General features: G+C 71.0%; 23 protein-coding genes and 1 riboswitch. Of the genes, 9 read left to right on the top strand and 14 right to left on the bottom strand.

Going from position 1 to position 25,243, the window contains the following annotated elements; all coding sequences use genetic code 11:
* Positions 1 to 30 precede the first annotated feature (30 nt).
* From OHB21_RS29950 to OHB21_RS29940, 3 genes are all read right to left on the bottom strand, one after another.
* The gene (locus tag OHB21_RS29950; RefSeq protein ID WP_113975014.1) at positions 31 to 744 is read right to left on the bottom strand and encodes a S1 family peptidase; all 714 of its coding nucleotides are present in this window, start codon (positions 742 to 744) and stop codon (positions 31 to 33) included.
* Positions 741 to 2,129, bottom strand: coding sequence for an FAD-binding oxidoreductase (locus OHB21_RS29945; protein ID WP_067501195.1), 1,389 nt, complete (start codon positions 2,127 to 2,129; stop codon positions 741 to 743). Before OHB21_RS29945 ends, OHB21_RS29950 begins: the two co-directional genes overlap by 4 nt.
* A gap of 394 nt (positions 2,130 to 2,523) precedes the next feature.
* A complete protein-coding gene (locus OHB21_RS29940; protein WP_067501198.1) occupies positions 2,524 to 3,135 on the bottom strand; it encodes a nucleoside deaminase in 612 nt (203 codons plus the stop codon).
* A 125-nt stretch (positions 3,136 to 3,260) separates the two neighbouring features.
* Here OHB21_RS29940 and OHB21_RS29935 point away from each other — a divergent pair, with 125 nt between their 5' ends.
* The 4 genes from OHB21_RS29935 (at position 3,261) to OHB21_RS29920 (ending at position 9,434) form a co-directional block, all read left to right on the top strand.
* The gene (locus tag OHB21_RS29935; RefSeq protein WP_067501201.1) at positions 3,261 to 5,267 is read left to right on the top strand and encodes a heavy metal translocating P-type ATPase; all 2,007 of its coding nucleotides are present in this window, start codon (positions 3,261 to 3,263) and stop codon (positions 5,265 to 5,267) included.
* A 242-nt stretch (positions 5,268 to 5,509) separates the two neighbouring features.
* On the top strand, positions 5,510 to 6,205 hold the full coding sequence (locus OHB21_RS29930) for a response regulator transcription factor (protein ID WP_113975013.1): 696 nt from the start codon (positions 5,510 to 5,512) through the stop codon (positions 6,203 to 6,205).
* Between the two features lie 61 nt (positions 6,206 to 6,266).
* Positions 6,267 to 7,316 (top strand): HAMP domain-containing sensor histidine kinase, encoded by a 1,050-nt coding sequence (locus OHB21_RS29925; protein ID WP_067501204.1) that lies wholly within the window; start codon positions 6,267 to 6,269, stop codon positions 7,314 to 7,316.
* A gap of 84 nt (positions 7,317 to 7,400) precedes the next feature.
* On the top strand, positions 7,401 to 9,434 hold the full coding sequence (locus OHB21_RS29920) for a DUF4153 domain-containing protein (protein ID WP_195124301.1): 2,034 nt from the start codon (positions 7,401 to 7,403) through the stop codon (positions 9,432 to 9,434).
* Between the two features lie 226 nt (positions 9,435 to 9,660).
* On the opposite strand, the gene OHB21_RS29915 is transcribed toward OHB21_RS29920, so the two are convergent.
* From OHB21_RS29915 to OHB21_RS29900, 4 genes are all read right to left on the bottom strand, one after another.
* On the bottom strand, positions 9,661 to 10,164 hold the full coding sequence (locus OHB21_RS29915) for an SLOG cluster 4 domain-containing protein (RefSeq protein ID WP_324191913.1): 504 nt from the start codon (positions 10,162 to 10,164) through the stop codon (positions 9,661 to 9,663).
* A 587-nt stretch (positions 10,165 to 10,751) separates the two neighbouring features.
* The gene (locus OHB21_RS29910) at positions 10,752 to 11,555 is read right to left on the bottom strand and encodes a DUF72 domain-containing protein (RefSeq protein ID WP_067501207.1); all 804 of its coding nucleotides are present in this window, start codon (positions 11,553 to 11,555) and stop codon (positions 10,752 to 10,754) included.
* 523 nt (positions 11,556 to 12,078) lie between these two features.
* Entirely contained in the window at positions 12,079 to 12,459 is a 381-nt protein-coding gene (locus OHB21_RS29905; protein WP_067501211.1) for a DMT family transporter, read from the bottom strand.
* Between the two features lies 1 nt (position 12,460).
* Positions 12,461 to 12,775 carry a DMT family transporter gene (locus OHB21_RS29900; RefSeq protein ID WP_067501214.1) on the bottom strand — a complete coding sequence of 105 codons (315 nt, stop codon included), beginning with the start codon at positions 12,773 to 12,775 and terminating at the stop codon, positions 12,461 to 12,463.
* A gap of 9 nt (positions 12,776 to 12,784) precedes the next feature.
* A riboswitch (guanidine-III (ykkC-III) riboswitch) is annotated at positions 12,785 to 12,849 on the bottom strand.
* Between the two features lie 225 nt (positions 12,850 to 13,074).
* On the opposite strand from OHB21_RS29900, the gene OHB21_RS29895 reads away from it, so the two are divergent.
* Entirely contained in the window at positions 13,075 to 13,236 is a 162-nt protein-coding gene (locus OHB21_RS29895) for a hypothetical protein (RefSeq protein ID WP_157115784.1), read from the top strand.
* Here the strand turns inward: OHB21_RS29895 and OHB21_RS29890 are convergent, their stop codons facing one another.
* A complete protein-coding gene (locus tag OHB21_RS29890; RefSeq protein ID WP_407675041.1) occupies positions 13,237 to 14,823 on the bottom strand; it encodes a serine hydrolase in 1,587 nt (528 codons plus the stop codon).
* Between the two features lie 172 nt (positions 14,824 to 14,995).
* On the opposite strand from OHB21_RS29890, the gene OHB21_RS29885 reads away from it, so the two are divergent.
* Together OHB21_RS29885 and OHB21_RS29880 are read left to right on the top strand one after the other, a co-directional pair.
* Positions 14,996 to 15,361 (top strand): hypothetical protein, encoded by a 366-nt coding sequence (locus OHB21_RS29885; protein WP_067501221.1) that lies wholly within the window; start codon positions 14,996 to 14,998, stop codon positions 15,359 to 15,361.
* Position 15,362: 1 nt separating this feature from the next.
* Positions 15,363 to 16,151 (top strand): helix-turn-helix domain-containing protein, encoded by a 789-nt coding sequence (locus tag OHB21_RS29880; protein ID WP_067501223.1) that lies wholly within the window; start codon positions 15,363 to 15,365, stop codon positions 16,149 to 16,151.
* Between the two features lie 206 nt (positions 16,152 to 16,357).
* On the opposite strand, the gene OHB21_RS29875 is transcribed toward OHB21_RS29880, so the two are convergent.
* Together OHB21_RS29875 and OHB21_RS29870 are read right to left on the bottom strand one after the other, a co-directional pair.
* The gene (locus tag OHB21_RS29875; protein WP_084537168.1) at positions 16,358 to 17,203 is read right to left on the bottom strand and encodes a fructosamine kinase family protein; all 846 of its coding nucleotides are present in this window, start codon (positions 17,201 to 17,203) and stop codon (positions 16,358 to 16,360) included.
* Between the two features lie 68 nt (positions 17,204 to 17,271).
* Entirely contained in the window at positions 17,272 to 18,147 is an 876-nt protein-coding gene (locus tag OHB21_RS29870) for a TIGR03619 family F420-dependent LLM class oxidoreductase (protein WP_195124299.1), read from the bottom strand.
* A gap of 89 nt (positions 18,148 to 18,236) precedes the next feature.
* Between OHB21_RS29870 and OHB21_RS29865 the strand changes: the two genes are divergently transcribed.
* Positions 18,237 to 18,845: a TetR/AcrR family transcriptional regulator gene (locus OHB21_RS29865; RefSeq protein WP_067501235.1), complete on the top strand. Its 609-nt coding sequence runs from the start codon at positions 18,237 to 18,239 to the stop codon at positions 18,843 to 18,845.
* Between the two features lie 238 nt (positions 18,846 to 19,083).
* Here the strand turns inward: OHB21_RS29865 and OHB21_RS29860 are convergent, their stop codons facing one another.
* The 3 genes from OHB21_RS29860 to OHB21_RS29850 form a co-directional block, all read right to left on the bottom strand.
* Positions 19,084 to 20,247 (bottom strand): protein kinase family protein, encoded by a 1,164-nt coding sequence (locus tag OHB21_RS29860; RefSeq protein WP_228788449.1) that lies wholly within the window; start codon positions 20,245 to 20,247, stop codon positions 19,084 to 19,086.
* 398 nt (positions 20,248 to 20,645) lie between these two features.
* Complete coding sequence (locus OHB21_RS29855; protein ID WP_195124297.1) at positions 20,646 to 21,449, bottom strand: HugZ family pyridoxamine 5'-phosphate oxidase; 804 nt, start codon at positions 21,447 to 21,449, stop codon at positions 20,646 to 20,648.
* 352 nt (positions 21,450 to 21,801) lie between these two features.
* On the bottom strand, positions 21,802 to 23,034 hold the full coding sequence (locus tag OHB21_RS29850) for a lipase family alpha/beta hydrolase (protein ID WP_067501240.1): 1,233 nt from the start codon (positions 23,032 to 23,034) through the stop codon (positions 21,802 to 21,804).
* Positions 23,035 to 23,425: 391 nt separating this feature from the next.
* On the opposite strand from OHB21_RS29850, the gene OHB21_RS29845 reads away from it, so the two are divergent.
* Positions 23,426 to 24,193: a hypothetical protein gene (locus OHB21_RS29845; RefSeq protein ID WP_195124296.1), complete on the top strand. Its 768-nt coding sequence runs from the start codon at positions 23,426 to 23,428 to the stop codon at positions 24,191 to 24,193.
* A gap of 266 nt (positions 24,194 to 24,459) precedes the next feature.
* On the opposite strand, the gene OHB21_RS29840 is transcribed toward OHB21_RS29845, so the two are convergent.
* A complete protein-coding gene (locus OHB21_RS29840; protein WP_067502058.1) occupies positions 24,460 to 25,176 on the bottom strand; it encodes a metal-dependent hydrolase in 717 nt (238 codons plus the stop codon).
* Positions 25,177 to 25,243: the final 67 nt, after the last annotated feature.

Here is a 25,243-nt window from a genome sequence, read left to right as displayed (position 1 = left end):
ACGAGCGCCGGGGACTCACGGCCACGTGTGTCACAGCGGGCGGAAGCCCGCGCCCACCCCGCCGGTGCGGTCGACGGCGTCGAGCACCCGCCCGATGTGGGTGGCGACCGCCGGGTCGTGCACCGACACCGCCGGATGCTGGCAGGCGATGTCGAACACGGTGACGCCCAGGACGTCGACGCGGATGTGGCCGACGTTCATGCCGACGAGCCGGTCACCGACCGTGACGGGTCCGCCGGAATCGCCGGGCTGCGAACACACTTGGTTGCGGAACCACCAGTCGTGCCGATCCCACACCACCCCGCAGCTGTGGCCGGAGGTGCGCCCGTTCTTGCACACCACGTCGCCGGGTTCCGGCGGCCCGCCGATGCCGGTGATGACGGTGCCCGCCACCTCCCGCCGCGGCGCGACGCGGGCGGCGTCGAACTCGATGACGGCCCAGTCGTCGGCGAGCTGGCGCGCGACCACGGTGCCGATCACACCGGCGTGGGTGGCGTGCTCGGCGTGCACGGGCTGGCCGACTTCGGTGCAGTGCCCGGCGGTGAGCCCGACGAGCCTGCCCTCGCGGTCGTGCCCGATCGCGGTGAGCGTGCAGACGGCGCGGTACCCGAACACGACACCCGATCCACCACCCAGCGGGACATCGGGCGTGACCGCCTGCGCGCGCACGGGCAGCAGCGTGACGACGAGCGCCGGCACCGCGAACAGCAGGACGGGAAACGCCGCGCGGCGCGTCGCGCTCACGGCTGCGCCGTCGCGGCGGCGGGGTCGATGTTGTGATGCAGGTGGAAGACGTTGCGCGGGTCGTATTCGAGCTTGACCGCGGCCAGGCGCGCGTAGTTCTCGCGGCCGTAGCCGGCGATGACGCGGTCCATGCCTTCGTCGCCGATGAAGTTGAGGTAGACCGCGCCGGTCGAGTACGGCCGCATGGCGGCGGTGGCGTCGCGGACCCAGGAGATGACGCGGTCGTCCTCGGCGGAGTCCTCCCACATGCCGAAGGGGTGCAGCACCCAGCCCGCGCTGCGGTGCGGCTGCGGCCAGTACCCGGCGTTCTCGGCGACGGCGCCGCCCCACGGTGCCAGCAGATGCTGGGTGAAACCGGGGCACGGCATCGACTGCCCTTGCGCGTCGAACAGGCGTAGCGCGTCGTCGGTGAGGGCCGCGAGGTGCTGGCCGGACCAGTAGTTGCGGTTGCCCGGCGGATCGTCGAGCGCGGATTGCAGGTCGGTGTAGGGCATTTCGGCGATCATGGCGCCCGGGGGCGCGAGGTCGAGCAGCGGCGCGATCACCTCGCGCAGCTCGGCCTCGGTGCCCGCGTAGGTCCCGATGCAGGCGACCACGCGTTCGCCGCGCAGGGGTTCGGGGACGAAGTCCTCGGGCGGCCCGGTGAGGTAGGCGACGGCGCCACCGAGCTCGAGGGGGACGCCGCGCTCGAGCAGATCCCGGTACGCGGTGGAGATTTCGGGTCCGCGGTCGGCGGGCCACAGGAGCAGGGCGAGTGTGCACACCGGCAGCGGATGCAAGCGGAACGTGAGCCGGGTGGCGACGCCGAAGTTGCCGCCCCCGCCGTGCAGGGCCCAGAACAGGTCGGGGTGGCTGGTCGCGCTCGCGGTGATCGCGTCGCCGTCGGCGGTGAGGAGGTCGACGGAGGCGAGGTTGTCGCACGCCAGGCCGAAGCGGCGTTCGAACCAGCCCGAGCCGCCGCCCAGGGTGAGTCCGGCCACGCCGGTGGTCGAGACCCGGCCGCCGGTGGTGGCGAGTGCGTGGGGCTGGCAGGCGCGGTCGAAATCGGCCCACGTCGCGCCGCCCTCGGCGACGGCGGTGCGGGCGGCGGGGTCGACGGTCACGCGGTTCATGCGCCGCAGGTCGACGACCAGTCCGCCGTCGCTGAGGCAGGCGCCGGTGACGCTGTGGCCGCCGCCGCGCACCGCGACCTCGAGCCCTTCGCGCCGGGCGTGGGCGAGGGCGGCGCGCACGTCGTCGGGGGTGGCGCACTGGGCGATCACCGCGGGGCGGCGGTCGACCATGGCGTTGTAGACAACGCGGGCGTCGTCGTAGCCGGGATCCTCTGGGGTGAATACGGTGCCGGTGAATCCGGTCCGCAAGCCGTCGGGAGACAGGGTGCTCATGGCGCCTCCTTGGCCCGACCGCTGCCAGCATCGCGTCGGCAAACTCCGATCGGCTGAGTCAGGGTACGCAGGGTGCCGATGCGGGCAGACGGAGATCGCGGCGAGTGATGTCGAGCTGCAACGGGCGACCCGATCGGGGCGCCTGTGCTCGTGGATCATCCACTGCCGCAGGTGATTCGGAGGAATCGCCGGGTTGCGGGATACACGGAGTGGTCACGTGGGCGTCGCGTTCGGGGCACGATCGGATGGCGACGCGGTCTCGATGTGGCACCCATCCGTTCCGAGCGGTCACTCGCACAGGACGGCATGACCGGCGTGCCGAACGTCACTGATGTAGGTGTTCCCACCCGGCGATCCGCCGAAACGGGACGCGACCCTCTCGTCGTCCGCCGACTTACCCCGCCCCTCGCGCGTTGTACACGGTCAGCCCGCGTTCCACCGTCATCCGTCCGTACTCGGCGAACACCTCGAGCGCCTCGGCCCGCCGCACCCCGGTGACGACCTCCACGCCGCGCAGCCGCAACTGTTCGGCCCAGTCCTCGCGCATGGGTCCCTCGTCGAAGCCGGTGAGCTGCTCCAGTTCGGGGCCTTCGCCCGCGATGACGAGCCGCCGGATGCCCGACCACAGCACCGCGCCGTAGCACTGCGCGCAGGGTCGCCAGTTGACGACGAGTTCCCGCCGGGGCGCGCCCGCCGCGCCGAGATCCCATCCGCCCACCCGGGCCTGCGCCAGCGACAGCGCCGTCACCTCGGCGTGCGCGACGGACAATCCGCTGGCCAGCACCAGGTTCACCCCGGCGGAGACGAGTGCGCCCGTGTCGCTGTCCACGACCAGCGCCGCGAACGGGCCGCCCGACCCCTCCAAGGGATTGCGCGCGGCGAGGCGGTGCACGAGGGCCATGCGGTCGGCGTCGGTGCGCAGTGTGGCGGGGGTGGCGGCGATCTCCTCGAGCACCCACTCGGGCAGGTGCGCGCCGAAGGAGCGGGGTAGGCCGGTGGTGTCCACGGGCGGGTCTCCTTTCTGGGGACCTTCGCCACGCTAGGGCGGATCGATTGCGGCGATGTTGCCCGCAGGGGACGGCGGGATGACAGAGCTATGCAAACATAGCCATCTATGCATATGATGCTGGTATGACAGGGACCACGCACGAGCCCGGCCACGCGCACGGGCACTCGCTCCTCGGGGAACGCGGCGAGCTGATCTTCGCGCTCGCGGCCGGTGTCACCTACGCCGCGGGCATGGTGGCGGAATATCTGCTGTCGGCGCCGTCGTGGGTGCCGCTGGTGTTCTTCGCCGCGACCTACTTCTTCGGCGGATACTTCACCGTGCGCACGGCGGTGGAGACGGTGCGGCGCGGGCGGTTCGAGGTCGACTTCCTCATGCTGGTGGCGGCGGTCGGCGCGGCGGCGGTGGGGAAGTGGGCCGAGGGTTCGGTGCTGCTGTTCCTGTTCAGCCTCGGCCACGCGCTGGAGGAATACGCGATGGGGCGGGCCAAGCGCTCGATCGAGTCGCTGGCCGAGCTCACGCCCCGCACGGCGCTGGTGCGCGGCGACGACGGGGAGGTGCGCGAGGTCGATGTCGACGAGCTCGCCGTGGGCGATGTGATCGTGGTGCTGCCCCACGCGCGTCCGGCGGCCGACGGCATCGTCGTCGCGGGCGAGAGCGCCATCGACGAATCCTCGGTCACCGGCGAGAGCATTCCCGTGGCGAAGGCGCCCATGGCGGGCGCGGCGGTGGACGGGCGGGCGGTGCCCGAGGAGCACCGGGTGTTCGCGGGCACCGTGAACGGGTCGGGCGCGCTGGACGTGCTGGTCACCCGCCGGGCGTCGGACAGCATGCTGGCGCGCGTCATCACCATGGTCCGCGAGGCCGACACCCAGAAGTCGCCGACGCAGCGGTTCATCGACCGCTTCCAGCTGTTCTACGTGCCCGCCGTGCTGGCCGGTGTCGCCGCCGTGCTCGGGTTCGGTGTGCTCGCGCTGAGCGAGCCGTTCGCCGACAGCTTCTACCGCGCGATGGTGGTGCTGGTCGCCGCGAGCCCGTGCGCGCTGGCGATCGCGACGCCCAGTGCGGTGCTGGCCGGTGTCGCGCGGGCCGCGCAGGCCGGGGTGCTGGCCAAGGGCGGCGGGCCGCTGGAGACGCTGGGGCGGGTGCGGTCGATGGCGTTCGACAAGACCGGCACGCTCACCTGGGGGCAGCCGCGCGTCACCGATATCGTGGCGCTGCGTCCGGAACGGCGCGCCGACCTCATCGACACCCTGCACGCCGTCGAGTCCTACAGCGACCACCCGCTGGCCACCGCCCTCACCCGCGACCTCGCGCCGCTGGTCGGCACCGCGCGTGACGCGTCGGCGGTGCACTCGGTGACCGGTCGCGGCGTGACCGCGCTGGTCGACGGGCACGCCACCGAGATCGGCAACCTCACCCTGTTCGCCGAACTGGAGACCGACGGTGTGCCCGCCGAGGTGGCGCGCGTCGCCGACGACCTGCACGCGGCCGGGCGCACCATCATGATCGTGCGCCAGGGCGGGGTCTACCTCGGCGTGGTCGGCGTGATGGACACCCCGCGCGCCGAAGCGGCGCCGGTGGTGGCGCGGCTGCGCGAGCTGGGCATCGAGGACATCGTCCTGATCTCCGGCGACCACCAGCGCGTGGCCGACGCCGTGGCCGCCGGCATGGGCCTGGACGCCGCGCACGGCGGGCTGCTGCCCGAGGACAAGGTGCGCATGATCGGCCGGCTCGGCGGCCGCGACGGCACCGCCATGGTGGGCGACGGCGTGAACGACGCACCCGCCATGGTGAATTCGTCGGTGGGTATCGCGATGGGCGCGGGCGGTTCGGCGGTGGCGCTGGAGACGGCCGACGTGGCGCTCATGGTGGACGATATCGGCCGCCTGCCGTTCGCGGTGGCGCTGAGCAGGCGCACGGCGCGCGTCATCCGCCAGAATCTCGCGTTCTCGTTGCTGATCGTCGCGATCCTGGTCCCCGCCACCCTCATGGGTCTGCCCATCGGCCCGGCCGTGTTCATCCACGAGGGGTCGACGCTGCTCGTCGTCGCGAACGCGCTGCGGCTGCTGCGGTTCCGGCGCGGTGCGGAGCACGCCGGGATCGACCACGAACCCCGGCCGGTGGCGTAATCGCGACGCAGGTTCGGCCCCGCCCGGCTCTCCGGGCGGGGCCGCTCCGGCTACCGCACTCCACGTGACCGTCTCGCGGCCGCGCGACCGGGGCGTAGACGTTCTCGCCGCGCTCCGGCCTACGAGCGCACCGTAATTCGACACGAACACCGCGCGGCCATCGGTGTCGGCGTCACCGTCCCCCACGGAATCTCCACAATTGGCGCGGGATCTCTCCACAGTGGGTGGCTAGGGTTCCGGTCATGGACAACAGCGGGGCGGGTGAGCGGACACGGCGAGTGCTCGTCGTGGACGACGAGGTGACCATCGCCGAATCGGTGGCGGCGCGGTTGCGGGCCGAGGGGTACGCGGTCGACCTCGCGCACGACGGGCCGGGGGCCGTGGCGGCGGTCGAGGCGAACGAACCCGACCTCGTGGTGCTCGACGTGATGCTGCCCGGGTTCGACGGATTCGAGGTGTGCCGCCGCATCCAGTCCGGGCGGGCGCTGCCGGTGCTGATGCTCACCGCCCGCACCGACGAGACCGACCAGCTCGTCGGCCTGGGCGTCGGCGCCGACGACTACCTCACGAAGCCGTTCTCGATGCGGGTGCTGGCCGCCCGCGTGCACGCGCTGCTGCGGCGCGTGGAGCGGGCGAGCGACCGCCCGGACGCGGCGATCGTCGTCGGGGACCTGCGCATCGACCTGGACGAACGCCGCGTGTGGCGGGGCGCCGACGAGGCCCGGCTCACCCCGCTCGAATTCGATCTGCTGGTCCGCCTGGCGCGCAGGCCCCGGGCGGTACTGGCGCGCGAACGGCTGCTCGAAGACGTGTGGGACTGGGCGGACGCGGCGGGCACCCGCGCGGTCGACAGTCACGTGAAGGCGTTGCGCCGCAAGCTCGGTGCCGACCTGATCCGCACGGTGCACGGTGTCGGCTACGCCTTGGAGGCGCGATGAGCGAAATCATGGGCGGGCGCGCGCCGCGTGGGCCGGAGCCGAGTGCGGGCGAGGTGCGGACATGACTGAGCTCGCGCCGCGGAAGGCGAGACTGACGGCCGTCACCGACCGGATCGCCGAACTGTTGCCGCGACCGCTCGATCCGGTGCGCTCGATCAAACTGAAGCTGGCGATTCTCATGGTGTCGTCGGGGGCGGTCGCGTTCGGGTTCTTCGGGTTCCGCATCGGCTGGCTGCCGCCGCGCACCACCCTGGCCGCGCTCGTGATCGCGCTGGTGACCTCGCAGTTCCTCGCGCACGGCATCACCAGGCCGCTGCGGGAGATGACGGCCGCCGCCAAACGCATGGCCCAGGGCGACTATTCGCGCCGGGTGCGGGCCAGCTCCCGCGACGAGGTGGGCCAGCTGGCGGAGGCGTTCAACCAGATGGCCGCCGACCTGGCCGCCGCCGACCGGCAGCGCCGCGACCTCATCGCCAACGTGTCGCACGAGCTGCGCACGCCCGTCACGGCGTTGCACGCGGTGCTGGAGAACCTGGTCGACGGGGTCTCCCAGCCCGACCCCGGCACGCTGCGCACCGCGCTCGCGCAGACCGAACGGCTGAGCAGGCTGGTGTCGGAGCTGCTCGACCTGTCCAGCATCGAGGCGGGCGCGCTGCGGCTGGACCGCGAGGAGTTCGAGGTGGCGCCGCTGCTGCACGAGGTGGTCGCCGAGGCCGAGGTGATGACGGCCGCGCTGGGACGGGGCGTGCGGTTCCGCACGGACGTGCGTCCCGGCGACGCGCACGTGTTCGCAGACCGCGCACGGTTGCATCAGGTGCTGATCAACCTGCTGGACAACGCCGCCCGCCACGGCCCGGCCGGCGGCGAGGTGCGGATGACCGCCGAGGCGCGTCCCGCGGAGCTGGTGATCGAGGTGCACGACGACGGTCCCGGCATCCCGGTCGCCGAACGCGCCCGCGTCTTCGACCGCTTCACGCGCGGCGGGCGCGCCGACGGCGGCGGCACCGGCCTCGGCCTGGCCATCTCCCGCTGGGTCGTCGACCTGCACGGCGGTTCCATCGCCGTGGCCGACCCCGGCTCCCGCATCAGGGTGGTCCTCCCGGACCGCTGAACCTCCCCGACAGCAACCACTCCGCATCCCACCGGCCCCCACCTCGGGAGCCCGGTCGATCACGCACACCCTCCGGAGGGAACCATGGGTCCATCGACCTCGGAAAACCCGCGCGACGGCAAACCGGTCCGCGCACTGGCAACGCCGGAGCAATCCGACGGCGGCTCGGACGCGGGGGAATCGAGCCGCGCGTCGGAGGCGGCTGGCGCCGAGAAGCCTTCGACGGACAGCGGAGGCGCCGAGGGGCCGGTGCCGTCCGGCGACCCGACCCGCCCCGAGACGCCGGAAGATGTGCCCGTTTCGAGGGGTGCGGGCACATCCGATGCGGTGGAGGACACGGCGCGGACAGGCGAAGCACACGGCGGCGCGCAAGCCCCCGGCGAAGGAGTCGGCGAAAGTGCCCGCGCCACCGGACGATCGGGTGGCGGCTCCGCGAACTCGCACGGCGGCGCCGGGAACCTCGGGGCCGATCCCGTGCTGGGTGCGAGTTCACCCACATCCGGGGAGAGCGCGGAGGAGAAGGGCGCTTCCACAGGGGCGGGCAACACCGTCGTCGGACCGACCGGCGCGAAGTCTCCCGCTGGCGAATCCCGCGCGACGGACTCGGACAAGCCCAGTAAGGGCCCTGGCGCGGCAGAAGGCGTCGCGACCGCGGGGAAGGTCTCGTTGCGCAAGGACGCACCATTCCCGGCCCCGACTTACGTGCCGCGCTGGCGGCGCGTCGCCTATCCGGCCGCCGCGCTGCCGGGCGCGCTTGTGGCGGGGGTGGTCGGTGCGCTCGTGCTGCCGTGGGACCGGCCGGGCATCGGCTGGCTGCTGGCGGGGATCGCGATCACGGCGGCCGTGTTCGAAGTCGACCGGCGCGCGCGGAAGTCCGCCCGAGCCCGCGATTCCGGCGGGCAGAGGTGGCGTTCGCCGCGCGTCTGGTGGGCGGCGACGGCGCTGGCATTGCTGGCGGTGGGCACGTTCCGGGCGGCGGGCTGGTTGTTCGCCCTGTGCCTGATCGGGGCGGCGCTGGCGGGGTCGCTGGCCATCGTGCCGCGCCGGTCGGCGCACGGCATCGTCTATGACCTGCTCGCCGTCCCGCTCGAGACTCTGACGGTGTGGCCGTGGGCGTGGGAGGGCGTGCGCAAACAGGGCAGCACCCGCGCGGCACGCACCCGCCGGGTGGGGCTGACGGCGTTGGCGACCGTCGCGGTAGTCGCCGTGTTCGCGCCGCTGCTGGGCAGCGCCGACGCGACCTTCGGCGCACTGCTCAACCGGCTGTCCCCGGAGATCGGCGGGGAGGTGGTGTTCCGGTGGCTGGTGGTCGGCGGCATCGTCGTGCTCGGCTGCCTGTCCTGCTCGTATCTGATCGCCGGACCGCCCCCGGCGGCCGGGGCGAAAACGTCGCGGTCGCGTCGGGCGCTGCGGGTCTCGGAGTGGGCGCCGCCGGTGGGCGCGCTGACGGCCTTGTTCGCGGCGTTCGTCGTCGCCCAGTTCGCCGCCCTGTTCGGCGGGGACGACTACGTGCAGCGCACCGCGAACCTCACCTACGCCGAATACGCGCGCAGCGGTTTCTGGCAGCTGTCCATCGTCACGATGCTCGCGCTGGCCCTGATTCTCGCGGTCCTGCGCTGGGGCGCCCAGGATTCCGCGCGCGACCGCACCTGGTTGCGCGGGCTGCTGGGTGCCGTGACCGCACTGTCGCTGGTGCTGGTCGCCTCCGCGCTCGGGCGCATGTGGACCTACCAGCAGGCCTACGGGTTCACGGTGATGCGCCTGCTGGTGGAGGTGTTCGAACTGTGGCTGGGCCTGGTCTACGTGCTGGTGTTCGCCGCCGTCCTGCGGTTGCGCCGCGCCTGGCTGCCCCGCGCCGCCGTCGGCACCGCCCTGGCGACTCTGCTGGCCCTGTCGATCCTGAACCCCGAACGCGTTGTCGCCGACCGCAATATCGACCGCTGGCTCGACGGCAAACGCCTCGACACCCACTACCTGGGCACCCTGACCTCCGACTCGGCCCCCGCCCTCTCCCGCCTCCCGGCCTCGATGCGCACCGAGATCGAGCAGAGCATCCGCGCTGGCCAGCCCGAAGACACCTGGCAGAGCTGGAACCTCTCCCGCGCGAGCTTCCGGTAGGGGAGGTTCCGCGAAACATCGAGCTGTGTGGGCGGGCTGAACACCCGCCACGCGCCCGCGCCGGTCTGGGTGTCGGATCCGCGCGCCCGGAACAGCCCAGGGCCGTTCGGCTTGCACGAGTCGGCCCGGCGCGGGGACATGAGTGGGTCAGGGCTGGCGCGCGGTCCTCGAGACGGTCGGGTCCCACAGCACTTCGGTTCCGGCCGGCGTGTGTCCCCGCTGGCAGTCAGCCGATTCCGGCGAGGGCCAGGTGCACGGCGTGTTCCGGATCGTTCGCGACCAGTCCCGCGGATACGGGTCGCCCCGCGTCGTCGACGACGCTCCACCCGCGCAGCGACACGACGGGGACGTCCCCGCGATGGTGGGCGAGGGCGAGTTCGGAGAGGGTGCCCCAGGACCCGCCGATCACGATCACCGCGTCGGCGGAGCGCACCAGGATCGCGTTGCGCGCCTCGCCCATGTTCGTGTACAGCACGGCGGAGAGGCCGGGGCAGGCGGCGGCGCGGTCGGTGTCGGGCCGCACGCCGATCACCAGTCCGCCCGCCCCCGACGCGCCCGCCGCGACGGCCGCCATCACCCCGGTGCCGCCACCGCACAGCACGGTCGCGCCGGCCTTCGCCAGCAACCGTCCGACCTCGCGCGCGTCGGATACCTCCACCGGTCCGCACTCGCGCGGTCCGCACACCGCTACCTGCACGGCCACACCAACATTCGCTCCAGAGTCGGACACGGCCTCCAGTGTGCCCGCCCGGCCCCGATGCCCTCGCGGTTTCCCGCACCGAAAGGGACTCGTTCGCGACTCGATTCGCCGAGCACCCGATGCCGTCGTGCGGCAACGTGCGTCGCTCGGTCCGTCCACGACCGCACCCACGGTGACGCGATGGCCGGTCGTCCACGACCACCCCACGGCGACGGGATGACCGGGCCGCCTACGACCGCACCCCACGCCGGAGCGACCCCCTGGCACCCTTGCGAAAACCCCGTGCGCCGACCACCGCCCTGCATTACCGTGGGCCCCGCAAGTGATCCGGGTGTGGGCGGGCCGGAGCGGATCGGTTATCGGACACGGAGTCGCGGGTTCGAGTCCCGTCGGCATCCCCGGATGCCGTAGCTCTGCGGATAGAGCGCCGTGCAACACCGGTCGGCATCACCACGTCCGTCCCCCGGATCCCTTGTCCAGCCACAGCGGCATCCCGGGCAATCCCGCATCGACTGCGTGAACGCAGCTCGCGCACCCAGGCACTCGCTGCCCTCACCCGACGTTGTGCCGCAGCGCCATTGCGTCGAACGGCGCGCGCACCTCGCCATTCGCTGTCGTCACCCCACTTTGTCCCGCAGCACCATCGCGTCGAACGGCGCGCGCCCGTCCGCGTCGTTGTCGAAGTACACGTACACGTCACCGTCCCGCGCCCACCCGCGAATCTTCCGCGCCCACGCGTCGAGCCGGGCGTCGTCGTATCCGCCCCGGTACAACTCCTCGTGCCCGTGCAGCCGCACGTAGGTGAAGCCGGCCGTGGCGTGCTCGAACCGCGGATACTCGCCCGCGGTGTCGGCGACGACCAATGCCACCTCGTGCTCGCGCAGCAGTCGCACCGCCTCGGGGGCGTCGAACCCCGGGTGCCGCGCCTCGAGCGCGTGCCGCATCGGCCGATCGGTCGCGCAGTCGGTCCACGCCGATTTCACCCGGTCGTCGTGCCCACGGGCGATTCGCGCGGCCTCGCCGGTGGTTCGTGGCAGCAGCGCGCAGAACGCGTCGAGCCGGTCCGCGTCGAACGCCTGGGTGGCGGGCAACTGCCACAGGATCGGCCCGAGTTCGTCCACCGCCAGGACGCCCGCCGCGAGAAAGTTCGCGAGCGCGGTCTCGCTGTCGCGCAACCGTTTGCGGTGCGTGATGAAGCGGCTCCCCTTCACCGCGAACACGAACCCGTCGGGCGTCATCTCCGACCACTTGCGGTAGGTGTCGGGCCGGCCGAGCGCATAGAACGACGCGTTGATCTCGACGGTGTCCAGACGCTCGGCGAGATAGCCGAGCTCGTCGCGTTGGCGCAGCCCCTTCGGGTAGAAGTCGCCGCGCCATCGCGGATACACCCAGCCAGACGTGCCTATCCGAACCCGGCCCATCCCTCCATGGTGTCGTATGAGGCTGCGCACAGCGGTGTGGTTCTCGGTCTGGGGCGGGTGTTACCGTGGGTCGTCTTCGATGGATCGGCAGGGAAGTGGAGGTGAGTTGATGATTGCGGTAGTGGCCGCGGCCCCGAGTGGCACCATCCTCACGTCCCGGAACCCGTTCTGACCCGGTTCAGGTTGGGCGAGTGAAACCTCGCCGTCCGGCATTTCCCCAGTGAGTGGCGCGCCCGTGCGCACGGCACCGTCTCCCTCCCGCGTTGAGGGAAGGCGGTCGCCGTATACGGCGCCGCCTCGGTGCCCTTTGCCGGCCGGTCGCTCGGATGCGGTGTACATCCGGGTGGTTCTCGCGGCCCGCGACACCGAATCATCCCCTCCCACGAACTGGAGAAGACCGTGAGCACACGCTCCGACTGGATCACCCGCGCCGAATTGCGCGGGACACCCCGTGCGCCCGCCGGTGTGGCGCCGTCGCGGACGCGAGTTCGTCGGACCCCAGGTCGGTCACCGCATACGCGGATCACCGCATGCGCACGGGCGACGCGAGATTCCGGTCGACTTCCCCGGAACGAGCGTGCCCCGCGGGCGCCTTCGCGAACTTCAACCCGATCACACACCCGACGATCCCGACGAGGAACGTCACCTTGCCCACGGTCGCGGCCTCCGCACCGGTCACCATCGCGAACCCGACGGTGAGCGCCGCGCCGATCCCGATCCACACCGCGTACGCGACGCCGATCGGGATGCGGCGGGTGGCGACGGCGAGCCCGATCATGCTGAGCGCCAACGCGACCGCGAACACCACGGTGGGCACCGGGCGGGTGAATCCGTGCGATTCGCCGAGCGCGGTCGCCCAGACCGCCTCGAACACCGCACTGAGAACCAGAATCGGCCAACCCATGTCAGCTCACCACCTTCAGGCCCGCGACGCAGCCGACCAACCCGGCCAGCAGCACCGCACGGGCGACATTCATGCGTTCCTTGCCGGTCACCACCGCCCACAGCGCGGTCAGCACCGCACCCACGCCGACCCACACCGCATACGCGGTGCCGGTGGGCAGGCTGCGCATCGCATACGCCAGACCGCCCAAACTCGCGGCCAGCGCGACGGCGAAAACGACGGTGGGAACGATGCGGCGGAACCCGCGGGATTCGGCGAGCGCGGTGGCCCACACGGCCTCCAGCACACCCGCGACGAGCAGCACGATCCACGCCATGACCGACCTCCTGGCCAGTCTTGTCGCTGTCCGGGTACTGATCCCTCGTCCGGAGGCCCGTCAGGGGCCTTGACTCCGAGGCTAGCAAAGGGGGACCGGCTCGGGTGGTGACCTTCCTTACCACCTGGTCAGGCACGTAGGTGTGTGTGCGGGAATCGGTCGTGCGGGGGCGTTTCGCGGGGGCGGGCGCAGGTCGCGGTTCGGCAACGGGCAGTATCTGCGAGGGTTCGGCCGCCTATCGTTCGGGTACGTCAAGGTCGGATCACCGCGGTAACCCGGAATACAACGGAGGAATTGAGATGGCGAAAGTCGATGCCGTGCGGCTGTCGAGCGTGCTGGGCATCGATGTGGCGCAGGCGATGCTGCGACTGCGCCACGAGAAGTATCCGGGGGAGACCGAACACGAGACCTGCCTACGGCTCATCGCCGAGGACGCGCGCCGCAGGCGGCACGGCGCCTGATCACCCGGGCGCGCGCGTGAACGTGCCGAGTCCGTCGGCGTCGTAGTACTCGAGGATCAACCGGTCACCGTCGAACGTCGCCCGCGAGACCGTTCCGGCGGTGGCGTTCTCACCGGACGGGGTGAACACGAAAGTGTCACCGTCCCAGTGCCGCAACGGAAACTCCATGTTCCGCGGCCCGAGCGTGAGCGTGAGCTCAGTACCGGCGACGGCGACCACGGCCGGTCCGTAGTAGTCGTTGCCGAACGTCCCCGCGTACTCCGCGAGCGGTCGCGCCGGCGCGGGATCGGTGGGTGGAGACCGGCCCGCCAGGTCGCCGAGCGGCGCTCCCATCGGCGCGAACGCCTGCTCGTAGAGGGCGCGCCAATCCTGGCGGATGTCCCCGAACTGGACGAGATCGGCGAACTCGGCGTTGAGCGTTTCGGGCACACCGATCGGCGGCCCGTTGGTGAGCGTCACGATGCCGACGTTCACCGACGGGATCAGCGCGAACGCCGTCGCGGCGCCGAGGTCGAAGCCGCCGGAGTGGCTCAGCATCACCCGTCCCGCCCCGGAATCGCTCACATTGAACCCGAATCCGTAGAAGCCGGACCGGGCGTCGGGCTGCTGGGCGGGCTGCGACACCGCCTGCGGCGTCACCGCGGGCAGCAGCGCGTCCGGTGCGACGAATTCGCGTCCGTCGAGGGCGCCGTCGGCGAGGATGAGCCGCATCCAGGCGGCGACGTCGTCGACCGACGAGCTCACCCCACCTGCCGGGGTCTGGGCGTCAGGGTCGCGCGGCGGGTCGGTCACCCGGTACGCACCGTCCACGAGGTGGTGCCCGTCGGCGCGGTTGGCGCGGGACCGGAAATCGGCGTAGCGCGAACTGGTGGCCGCCATGCCGAGCGGTTCGTAGAGGGTCTGCTCCGACAGCGCCTCCCAGTCCATCCCGCTCGCCGCCGCGACCGCCTCGGCGGCGGCGGTGAGCCCGAAGTTGGTGTAGGCGTAGGAATCCCGGAACGGGTCCAGCGGCAGCAGCCGCAACCGCCGCAGCACTTCACCCCGGTCGAATCCGAGGTCTTCGAGAAGGTCACCGGCGTGGTCGGGCAGTCCGGAGCGGTGCGAGAACAGATCGCCGACGGTCACGTGGTCGCTCACGTACGGCTCGCCCAGCTCGAACCACGGCAACCGCTCCCGCACGGGCGTATCCCACGCGACGGTGCCCGCCGTCACCTGCCGCGCCACCACCGTCGCCGCGAGCGACTTCGACACCGACGCCAACTGGAATACCGTCTCCGGGCCCACCGGTTCCCGCGTCTCGACGTTGCGGACCCCGAAACCCTTGCGGTACACCACATTTCCGTCGTGCACCACCGCCACCGCCATACCCGGCACACCGGACTCGCTCAGCAGGCTCTCGGCGAGTTCGTCCAGACGTTCCACCGCCCGGTCGATCTGCCCGGCGGGGATGTCGACACCCGGCACCAGATTCGGCATCTCCGTGGACCCGGCCGCCCGCTGCGGCGGCGGTTCGGCGGTGCACGCACCGAGCACCAATCCCGCGACCAGGATCGCGGAACAGACGGCCCCCCGCTCGAACAGGCGCACGGGTAACTCCGGATGTCGTCATCGACGTGTCATAGAGGCTAGCCCCCGATTGGGAAACGTCACAACACCGCGATCCCGCCCGCGGGGGCAAATGCTCAATTATCTCCGCCGCCGCACCCCGCGCCGTACCGGTCGATACGGTGGACGCGGATCGGGAGGAAGCGGAAATCCTATGGACGATGGCGCGCGGCTCGAGGTCGGCGCGGCGATCAGGATGGGGTTGGACCTGGCGCTCGCGTTGCTCGAGGACACCGACTCGTCGCTGGACGGGATGCTGCGCAGGCTCGCGCGCGACACCACGCGCTGGGCCATGGACGGCGTGCCCATCGAGGACGTCCAGCACGCCGTGCACGACGGCGTGAAGTCGGGTCTGGCCGAGATGCGCGAGCGGGTGGGCGACCCCATTCCCGACTGCGTGCCGGTGGTGGAGCTGCTGGACCTGCTGACCTCGGTGGTGTCGCGCGCCTACCTCGACGCCGACCGCGCGCTGCGTCCCGTGCGCCGCATTCCGGCCGGGTGGCCACCGACCGGTTCGTAATATCGACAGCGTGAGCACCCCCACCGCCGGCGACCTGCTCCGGCACTGGCGACAGGAACGCAGGCTCAGCCAGCTCGAACTGGCCGGGCGCGCCGAGACTTCCGCGCGGCACCTCAGCTTCATCGAAACCGGCCGCGCCACCCCGAGCCGCGCCATGCTCGCCCACCTGTGCGATCACCTCGACATCCCGCTGCGCGAACGCAACCGTCTGCTGCTGGCCGCCGGATACGCCCCCGCCTACGCCGAACCCGCGCTCGATTCGCCCGCGATGGACGCGGTGCGCGCGGCCATGCGCCAGATCCTGGCCGGGCACGAACCGTATCCGGCGCTGGCCGTGGACCGCGCCTGGACCATGGTCGACGCGAACGCAGGCATCGCGCCGCTGCTCGCCGACGTGGATCCGGCGCTGCTGCGGCCGCCGGTGAACGTGCTGCGCCTGAGCCTGCACCCGCGCGGACTCGCCCCGCGCATCGTGAATCTCGCCGAATGGCGCGGGCACCTGCTCGCGCGCCTGACCCGGCAGTGGGAAGCCACCGGCGCGCCCGACCTCGCGGACATGCTCGAGGAGATGCGCGCCTACCCGGGCGGCGAGGTCGACCCGGCGCTGCCGGAACCGGACCAAGCCGTCGTCCCGCTGCGCGTGCGGCACGAGGGGCACGAGCTGTCGCTGCTGAGCGTCACCACCGTGTTCGGCACGCCCCTGAACATCACGGTCGCCGAACTCGCCGTCGAATCGTTCTTCCCGGCCGACGCGGAGACGAGGAAGCTGCTCGCCGAAGTGGTTCCGTAGGGTCCGGTCGACTTCCGTTCCGGCATCGAGCCGGTCGGCGCCGAAAGCTGCGCACCACCGCGGGCCGAGGAACGTCCGGATCGGCGCTTCACGAGAATGCAGGCCCACCGCCGGACCGCAATTCCGGAGTTTCGTGGGCTCGGGCGGAGCCGGTTGTCGCCCAGCGCTCTTCGACCGTACACAGATGTGCGCGCCCGCGCTGCGGCTCACCCGCCGAGCACGGCGCGGGCGGCGGCGAGAGTCTGCGACCGATACCCGCCCCCGAACAGCGCGACGTGCACGAGCAGGGGATACAACTGGTGCAACGGGATTCGCGCCCGCCACCCGGCCGCCAACGGATGCGCCTCCCGATACGCGCCCACGATCCGGTCCAGGAACGGCGCCCCGAACAGCGCGAGCATGGCCAGATCGGTCTCGCGATGCCCACCGTGCGCGGCGGGGTCGATCAGCACGACCCGCTCATCCGTCCAGCACAGGTTTCCCGACCAGAGATCTCCGTGGATTCGCGCAGCGGGCTCGGCCGGACCCGCGAACTCCTCGACGGATTCCAGTACGCGCTCGAGCAGCCGCGTGCCCTCCGCGCCCAACACCGACGCCGTCCGCTCCACATAGGGCAACAACCGGCGTTCGGCGTACCAGCGTGCCCACGGGCCTTCGGAGCGCGTGTTGTCCAGCGGCAGCGAGGCGATCCACCCCTCCCAGGGCGCGCCGAACATCCCGGGCGAATCCGCGTGCAGCGCAGCCAGATCCCGCCCGAACCGCTCGGCCGCCGCGGGCGTGGGGGAGCGCTCGGTGAGCCACGGCAGCACCAGCAACCCGTCGGCGGCGGCCAGCACCGGCGGCGTCAGCTCTCCTGGTCCTTCCGCCAACCACCGCAACCCGGCCGCTTCCGCCGCCAACGCCCCCGCCGACCCCTCGGACGCTTTCACGAACACCACGCGCCCGTCGGTGAGTTCCGCACGCGCCATCGTCCACGCGTGACTCGTACCGAGCGCCGACACCGATCGCACCTCCGCGCCCAGCGCCACACTTACCCGTTCGGCGATGCTCACCGCACCACCGTAAGCGCGCCGGTGCGCGGCGGGCCGGTGAGTTCGGCTTCGGCTTTCCTCGAGCGCACTCAAGACGCGGTGCGCGCGATCACCTTCTCCGCGAAACGCGAGAGATTCGCGATCTTGGTGTCCAGACTCTCGGTGTCCTGTTCCCGGGTGTAGGGGTAGCGGAAGCCGACGATCACATCGGTGACGCCCTTGTCCTCCAGGCGCTTCACCCCGTCCACCGTGAAGCCGTCCAGCGAGATCACGTGCACCTCGAAATCCTTGCGGGTCCCGCATTCGGCGCGCAACGCGTCGAGTTTCACCAGCAACCGGTCCAGCTCGCCGGGGTCGCCGCCGGCGTGCATCCAGCCGTCGCCGCGTTCGGCCGCGCGCCGCAGCGCCGGATCGCTGTGGCCGCCCACCAGGATCGGGATCGGCTCGGTCGGCACCGGGTTGATCTTGATCGGCGGCAGGTCGTACACCGTGCCGTGGTACTCGAAGTAGCCGCCCGCGGTGAGACCGCGCACGATGTCGACGCATTCGTCCATGCGCGCGCCCCGCTTGGCGAACGGCACGTCCATGATCTCGAAATCGTCCGGCCACGGGCTGATCCCCACCCCCAGGCCGAACCGGTTATCGCTCAGCACCGCCACCGACGCGGCCTGCTTGGCCACCAGCACCGGCGGGCGGATCGGCAGCTTGAGCACGAACGGGGTGAACCGCAACGTGGTGGTGGCCGCCGCCATCGCCGCCGACAGGACGAACGCCTCGATGAACGGTTTGTCCTCCAGGAAGTCCCTGCTGCCGTCCGGGGTGTACGGGTAGGTGGCGTCGGAGTCACGGGGGTAGGCGATGCTGTCCGCCACCGCCATCGACGTGTAGCCGGCGGCCTCCGCGGCCTGTGCCAGCGGAATGAAATAGGACGGGTCGGTCATCGTCTCCGCGTACGTGAACCGCATTGTTCAGCCTCCTGCTCGCTCGCCCCCACCAGCCAATTAATCACTAGTGCTTAACCTGGTCAAGGCTCGGCTTCAACTACAGTGCACCCATGGCCGCCGAAGACCCCCGCACCGCCCTGCTCGACGCGGGGGAGCGGCTCATCGCCGCGCGCGGCGTCGACGTGCCCCTGCGCGACATCGCCGCGGCGGCCGGGCAGCGGAACAACTCCGCCGTGCACTACTACTTCGAATCCCGCACCGGACTCATCGAGGCCATCGTCGACCGCAAGATGAACCGCCTCGAAGAACGCCGCCTCGCCCTGCTCGCCGCCCGCGAAGCCGACGGCACCGCCACCGAACTGCGCACCCTCGTCACCCTGCTCATCGGACCGATGGTCGAACTCGTCGCCGAAGACCCCGACAGCCACTACGGACGCTTCCTCGAAGTCATCCGCACCCACCCCGCCATCGCCGACGCCCGCCGCCTCGCCGGCGCCGACCGCGCGGCCGTCCGCATCCTCGCCACCCGCCTCGACGCCGCCCTCACCCAGCTCACCCCACGCCACCGCCGCCGGCGCCTGGAAACCATGACCACCCTGCTGTTCGCCCTCCTCGCCGACTACGAACGCGCCATCCAGCACGGCACCCGCACCCCCGACCTCGACACCGACATCGCCGAACTCACCGACATGCTCGTGGCCATGCTCAGCGTCGGCTAGCGCCTTCGGCGTATTGCCTGGGGGGCCAACGCCTTCGGCGTATTGCCTGGCATCTGGTGCCAATGCCACAGGTATGAGTAGTGGGGCGTTGGCGCCTTTGGTGTAGCACTTGGCATCTGGTGCCGGTGCCACAGGCATGGGTAGTGGTTGGCTGGCGCTTGCCCTGTCGGCTGGGTGGTGGGTCGCCTTGTTGTGCATATCGGTTGGACATCGAGTCGGTGCGCCGCGGTCCGCGGTCCTATACGGCGGGTTGTCCGATGTCGGGGTTCCGTTCGGGTCGGTCGTAGAGGAGGCGGCGGATCTCCTTGTCCGGATACGGGGTGTCGCGGCTCTCGTGCTGGAACGCGTGCGTGAAGGCGGACATTCGTGCGGCGATCGGCGCGTTTCGGGTGAGGACCACGGCGGCCCCCGCTGGAATGCCCTCGGGGCGCTCGCCTTCCGCGAACGCGTGCACCAGCGCGGTGCGCGCCTCCCGGTCGCCCGGCCGGAGTCCGTACAGGGCGGTGACGAGCCAGTTCACCAGGTAGGTGGTGGTGTAGCCGCGGTCGTAGGTCTGGTTGCGGTCGAAGAACGCGGACTCGTCCGGCGAGAGGTCGAAGCCGTGGGAGAGGGCCAGGCCGTAGTCGCTGAAGTAGAGGCGCCGGCCGTCGGTCAGGATGTTCTCGAAGTGCGCGTCGAGGTGCAGCAGGCCACGGCTGTTCTGGAATGCGGTGCCGGTGGCCAATTCTCGCTCCACCAGGGCGCAGGCCCGGTCGGCGGCCTCGTCACCCGCCTCGACCTGGCGGCCGAGCCACTCGTGCAGGTTCTGCGGGATGTACTCGAGGAACAACGCGATGCACGCCGAAGCATCCCGCAGGGCCTCGATCCGGCGGCGCACCTGTGGATTGCCCTCCCAGTAGGCGACGGCGCGGTCGATGTCGGCGAGCTCCTCCGGCAGTGGTGTCGTGTCCGGCAATACCCGCCAGTGGTACATCAGCGGGAAACCCTCGTATTCGGCGGCGAGCACCCAGTTCGTCGTCATGGTGTGCGCGGCCTGCTCGCGCCAGGCCCCGAAGCCCGCCGCGCCGATCAAGCCGACGCCGTAGTGGTAGAACTGCGGTAGGTCGAAAAGATTCGCCGTCGTCCGGACGTGCTCCGGCTGCCGTTCCAGGTCGGTGAGGGGAATACGCTTCACGAAGACCGGGATTCCGGCGACCTCCAGCAGCGCGGACGTCCCGCCGATACCCGTCCCGAGGGGCGAGCCCGCGTCCACGAGGTCCTGCAACACGTGATCGCTGTGCCGCGCCAGCGCGGTGGAGACGGTGCTGTGGGCGCGCAGGCGTGCGGAGTGCGTCATGTCGCGGGTCGCCGCGTCAAGTGATGTGGACGCCCCGGTGTCGGGCGTGTTCGCTGCGGTTTCCATGCGGACGCAGACCTCGATTCAGTCAGGACCACGGCGGTCCTGCATGACCACGCGGTCGTGCGCAGACCTCGGGCGCGGTCGGTCAGGAGCGCTCCGGCGCGCCACTGACTCGAATCACCCCGTGCGGTGGGAAGGGCACTCCGCGACCCACAGGACCGTTTCTCCCCGCCGCACCGGCACGTGGCCCGTGGCGCGGTCCGCACCGGCGCCCACGCCGGAATTGTCGGTGGCGCAGCGGGATCCGAGGAGGTGTTCCACGATGCGTGATCGCCTCACCGCCCCACCTCCCGCCGTGCCGTTACTCGACCGGCGGGCATCCGCCGATCCGTCAACCCCCGGAACTTCGTCATGACACCAGGATCGCCCCGGCGGGTGGGCGGAGGGAAGCGTAGGAGTACTCAGGTGCGGGCCTCGCGGGCCCGATGCGCCAAATCCACTGTCGCCGCGCGCAACTCACCGGCCGACGCGATCGGCTGCGCATAGCCCACGCGGGTGCGGGCCACGCCGCGCGGCGTCCGGACCCGCAGATCCAGCCCGTAGCGGTCCGCGCGCTCGCACACCGCCTCCGTCGCGTCGGGATACCCGCCGAACGCGTGTGCCATGTCCAACAGCGCGTCGGCGTGATCGTCGTTCAGATGCGCCACCGCGCGGCCCGACGCGGGCACCACCGGGTCGGGCTCCGCCGCCAGATACTGTTCGGCCGTCGCGGAATCCATCCGCCCGTACCCGCCGACCCAGCGCACCCGCCGCACCCGCAACACCCACAGCGAGAAGTCGCCGTAGTCCACGTAGTTCGACGCCACCGGCACCGCCGCCAGCAACGCGGCCCGCGCCGCGCCCGCCTCGTCACTCTCCGGCTGCTCCACCACCCCGGCCAGCGTGACGCGCGCACCCGCCAACGGGTCCTCCGGCAGGTCCGGCGCGACGATGGACAGGCTCGCGCGCGGATCCGCGAGGAGATTGCGCCCGTGCTCCGCCAGCCGCGAAACACACAGCACCGGAGCACCTTCCAACAGCCCGTAGGTCACGAACGAGGCCCACGGTCCACCGTCCGCGCTCAGACTCGCCAACGTCGCGACATTCGTCGCCGCCGCGATCGTGCGCGCCTCCTCCGCCGCCGACGGCCGCACCACCTGCTCCACCGGCGCCGTCGGCGGCGGCACCGACGGCGCGTCCCCGGGATCACCATGATCGAGTGTCATGCGCCCAGCCTGCCACGATCCCTACCAGGAGTATGCGGGTTCGCGGCACCGCGGTGACGCTCCGCTTTCCCATGGCGGTCGGTGCGCACGGTGGGGGCCACGAGCCGGTGACGGCTTCACGGTGCACCATGATGCTCGGGCGCGGCCACTGCTCGCCACGCTTGGGTGCGCGCGGATGGGGATCGCACACCGGTCCGTCGAGGCGGCGCTCCGAGTGTGCGTGGGTTCGGGCGATGCCGCGTGGGCAGCTCGTGCGCACGAGCAGGCTGGGTGTACGCCGGGGCCGCGCGAGATGGCGGTGGCCGGGTGCTGAAATCGAGAGCCACTCGGCACGTGCTCGAGTCCGCGGCGGTCAGCGGGCGATCGCCATGTCCGCACCGAGCCAGCGGCGCAAGGCCGAATAGACCGCGTCGTTATTGAGCAGCGTGAAGTGATTCGCCCCCGGCACGTGCAAGCCGTTCTCCTCGGCGAACCCGAGCCGCCGCGCGTGGCTGCGGCCCGAACCGCTGCCGGTGAGCACCAGGCCGTCACCGATCACCCGGCCCAACGGATGTCGCGGACTCCTCGTGACGGTCGCGGTGACGAAGTAGTGCTCCGCACCGACGAGCAGCGGCACCTCCCGCACGGCGCGCCGGCCCAGCGCATCCGCGTCGAACCCGCGCCAATCCTCGTCGACCAGCGACCCGTACCGCAGATCCCGGATCCCGGAACTGCGGCGGCGCAACAGATTACCGATCGGCCGCGTCTCCGGCACGAGCGCCAGCAGCGCCGACAGCCGATGCACCACCTGCTCCAACGGCGCACCCAGGTGCGGGGACCCGAGGCTCACCACTTCGCTCACCGATCGCACCCACGGCGTGCTCGACTGCTCGCCGTCGAAGCAGGCGGCCCGCGCGATCAGCCCGCCCATCGAATGCCCGATCAGCGTCAGCCGCCGCACGGGCACCGGCCAGCTCTCCACCAGCCGTTGCACCAGCTCACTGAGTTGACGAGCGTTCTCCGAAATATGCAGTCCGCTGTTGTAGCGCACCTGCACGCACGCGCACGACAGATCCTCGCTCAGTCGCTCGGCGTAGGTGGGGCGCCCGCCGAGCCGCCACGCGTGCTCGGTCTCGACCAGGCCGTGCAGGAAGACCACCACATGCCCGGTACGCGGGGCATCGGCGGCGATCGTCTCCGGCGGGACCGGGTTGCCGTCCACGCGAAAGGTCATGGGAGCGGCCAGAATCGGCCGGTTCTCCTCGAGCTCGTCACCGATCAACCCCTGAACCGCCGCCAAGAGTCCCGACCCCAGCACCGTGCGCGACGGCGCGACACCGGGCACGTCCACGGCCCGTTCGGCGACCATGCCCGCACCGACGGCCGCGCCGCTGATGATCCGGTACACGCTGTCGGTGATGGCGTCGTGCACCACCTTCACGGGGGCGGCCGCCGGCCCCACCCCGAGCCGCACCGTCGCGAACACCCGATCCGACACGGCCCGGTGGATCGCGCCGATCCCGTCCACCGCGCCCCCGAGCTCGTCACCCGCCAACCGGGCCAGCGCCCGCACCTCGGCCCGCCGCTGCGGCACACTCTCCGACATGAGAATTGAGTGTACAGTTGTGCACCGAAATCGTCTCGGGGTAGGGCTCGGGAGTGGGGGAGTCTGGGAGTGGTCCCAGGCGAGCCGGGCGCGAGTTGTGATGGGGGAGTGGTGTCTCCGCGTCGCCGCAGCACCTTGGGGAAGGGGACTCCGCGCGAGTCTCGCGGAACTTCGCGGTCCCTGCTGGGCTCGGGTAGCCCGCGGCGAAGCCTCCCAGAGTTAAATATTGCTATGACGATATGCGCATTGACGCATGTTAGTGCGATCCAAATCGGCAGTCGCGACAACTGCAACCGCAGACCCCCACAAACAGCAAGGGAGGGAGGGGTCCCGTGCTCGGCTGGGAAAATGAGGCGAGTTCGCCATCGGGTGTGTCATACGGTCGGGAGCCGTGCTTCCTGTCATGTGGCTGCTCGGAACGTCCGGGGTGGGGAAATCGACGGTCGGGTACCGGTTGCTCTCCGCGCTTTCGGCGTCCGGAGTGACGGCGGCGTTCATTCTGCGTCTCGATACGGCCGGACGACCGACGGCAGCCCTGGCGGGGGAGCTCGTCTCGGCGGCCCGCGCGCATCTGAGCCGTGCGGCCGGCCGCGGCGAGGCGGGGTCCGGTGGTGAGAGGGCGATGCCGCGGCTCCTCACCATCACCGGTCCGGGTGGTGTCGGTGTCTCCACTGTCGGTTTCCAGACCTTCGCTCAGCTGGCGAAATCCTCTGTGCCGGTTGGCTACCTGGATACGCACCAGCTCGGGTTCCTGGATGGTGGCCATCGGCTCGCGGAACTCCGCGCGAGGAATGCGTTCTCGGTGGCGGGAACGTTCGCGGGGAAGGGCGCGGAGGTCGTCGTGATCGGTGGCGATCCGGCGACCATGCGGGTTCTGGGTGAACGCGTGGAGTCGGCGCGGGTGTTCTGGCTGCACGCGTCTCCGGATGCGCTGGCCGAGCGAATCACGTCGCGAGCGGCGGGAGCCGGCCCGCCGCTGCAGGGAGACCACCGTCTCGGGCTGGCCGGCGCGGACTTGACCGCCTCCATCGCGCGTGCGGTGGACGAGTCCCGCGACCTGAGTCTGAGACCGAGGGGGAGTGCGGCAATCGACACTAGTTCGTTGACGGCTGGGGGAGCGGCAGACGTCATCGTCGACGCGTCGGCGCTCGTGGGGTAGGGGAGTGGACTTGGCGAGGCGCACTACTTGTTGTGGGAGAGCCGGATTCGGCATCGGGTGGGCTGTCGAAGTGGATGCGGCTGGATCCTCGAGGTCACGCAAACCGGTTATCTACGATTCGGGTATCAAGATATCGCTATGTATCCAGATAGCGTTTCCCTCTCTTGCTGTTCACGTTCTGCGAACAACTCCAGTAATCAACAAGGACGCCAAGACCAGAAGGTGGGTGCGGCAGTGTCGGGAGGAGACTGCCGCACGCACTCACCTCACGGCGCGACCGTGAACACGTGCCACAGCACCGCGAGCGTCCCCACCCCGAACAGCGGTGTCAGGATCCAAGTTTCGACCTTGTTCCCGGTGCGCTCGATGATCGGGAACGACACCCGCTTCTTGATGGGCCACAACAGGGGACACCCGCGGTCGGTGAGGCAATCGCCGAGGATGTGGGCGAGAGCGCCGAGGCCGACGCAGAACGGCAACCAGGCGGGTTTGTCGCTGATCCAGTGGTCCATCGCGAAAGTTCCTGCGACGGCGAGAAGTACGACCGTGCCCCAGGCGCGGATGCTGTCGCCGGGCGGGTGCAGGTGGAGGGCGCGCAGGGCGAGCGCGAGGAGGAAGAAGACGAGCGCGAGCGTGAAATTGCGTCCGATCCAGTGCATTCCGGCCCAGGTGCCGTAGGCGGCGACGGCCACGAAGACGAACGAGTGAGTGGCTTGGCGATGCCCGCCCGCGAGCTTGGAGATGATCTTGCACAGCACGTGCGACAGCGGCCCGAGGACGTGCGAGATGGTGCCCTTGGGATGATCGGCGTCGGGGAGCAATGCCGCACCGGCGGTGAGGAATACGCCGAGGAGCACGTCGACGGGGCCGAGCCGCGCGTCGGTGTTCTGGGCTACCGGATACGTCAATGCCGCGAGTGGCAGCGTCGCCGCTGCCGCCGACCAGGCGAGTGCGCCACTGGTCGCGTGTGAATGTCCAAGCACCACAGGAACGTTAGTCGAACTGATGTTCCCCACCGTCGATCGGTCGGATGACCAGTCGGGACTCGGG

This window comes from Nocardia puris, from assembly GCF_036051655.1.
Classification (GTDB): Bacteria; Actinomycetota; Actinomycetes; order Mycobacteriales; family Mycobacteriaceae; genus Nocardia; species Nocardia puris.
This window is presented reverse-complemented; position numbering and strand designations above follow the sequence as displayed.

Bases quoted from the DNA above. Each gene is read 5' to 3' on its own strand.
- OHB21_RS29945 (WP_067501195.1), bottom strand. From the start codon at position 2,129: ATGAGCACCCTGTCTCCCGACGGCTTGCGGACCGGATTCACCGGCACC.
- OHB21_RS29935 (WP_067501201.1), top strand. From the start codon at position 3,261: ATGACAGGGACCACGCACGAGCCCGGCCACGCGCACGGGCACTCGCTC.
- OHB21_RS29930 (WP_113975013.1), top strand. From the start codon at position 5,510: ATGGACAACAGCGGGGCGGGTGAGCGGACACGGCGAGTGCTCGTCGTG.
- OHB21_RS29925 (WP_067501204.1), top strand. From the start codon at position 6,267: ATGACTGAGCTCGCGCCGCGGAAGGCGAGACTGACGGCCGTCACCGAC.
- OHB21_RS29920 (WP_195124301.1), top strand. From the start codon at position 7,401: ATGGGTCCATCGACCTCGGAAAACCCGCGCGACGGCAAACCGGTCCGC.
- OHB21_RS29910 (WP_067501207.1), bottom strand. From the start codon at position 11,555: ATGGGCCGGGTTCGGATAGGCACGTCTGGCTGGGTGTATCCGCGATGG.
- OHB21_RS29905 (WP_067501211.1), bottom strand. From the start codon at position 12,459: ATGGGTTGGCCGATTCTGGTTCTCAGTGCGGTGTTCGAGGCGGTCTGG.
- OHB21_RS29900 (WP_067501214.1), bottom strand. From the start codon at position 12,775: ATGGCGTGGATCGTGCTGCTCGTCGCGGGTGTGCTGGAGGCCGTGTGG.
- OHB21_RS29895 (WP_157115784.1), top strand. From the start codon at position 13,075: ATGGCGAAAGTCGATGCCGTGCGGCTGTCGAGCGTGCTGGGCATCGAT.
- OHB21_RS29885 (WP_067501221.1), top strand. From the start codon at position 14,996: ATGGACGATGGCGCGCGGCTCGAGGTCGGCGCGGCGATCAGGATGGGG.
- OHB21_RS29870 (WP_195124299.1), bottom strand. From the start codon at position 18,147: ATGCGGTTCACGTACGCGGAGACGATGACCGACCCGTCCTATTTCATT.
- OHB21_RS29865 (WP_067501235.1), top strand. From the start codon at position 18,237: ATGGCCGCCGAAGACCCCCGCACCGCCCTGCTCGACGCGGGGGAGCGG.
- OHB21_RS29860 (WP_228788449.1), bottom strand. From the start codon at position 20,247: ATGGAAACCGCAGCGAACACGCCCGACACCGGGGCGTCCACATCACTT.
- OHB21_RS29855 (WP_195124297.1), bottom strand. From the start codon at position 21,449: ATGACACTCGATCATGGTGATCCCGGGGACGCGCCGTCGGTGCCGCCG.
- OHB21_RS29850 (WP_067501240.1), bottom strand. From the start codon at position 23,034: ATGTCGGAGAGTGTGCCGCAGCGGCGGGCCGAGGTGCGGGCGCTGGCC.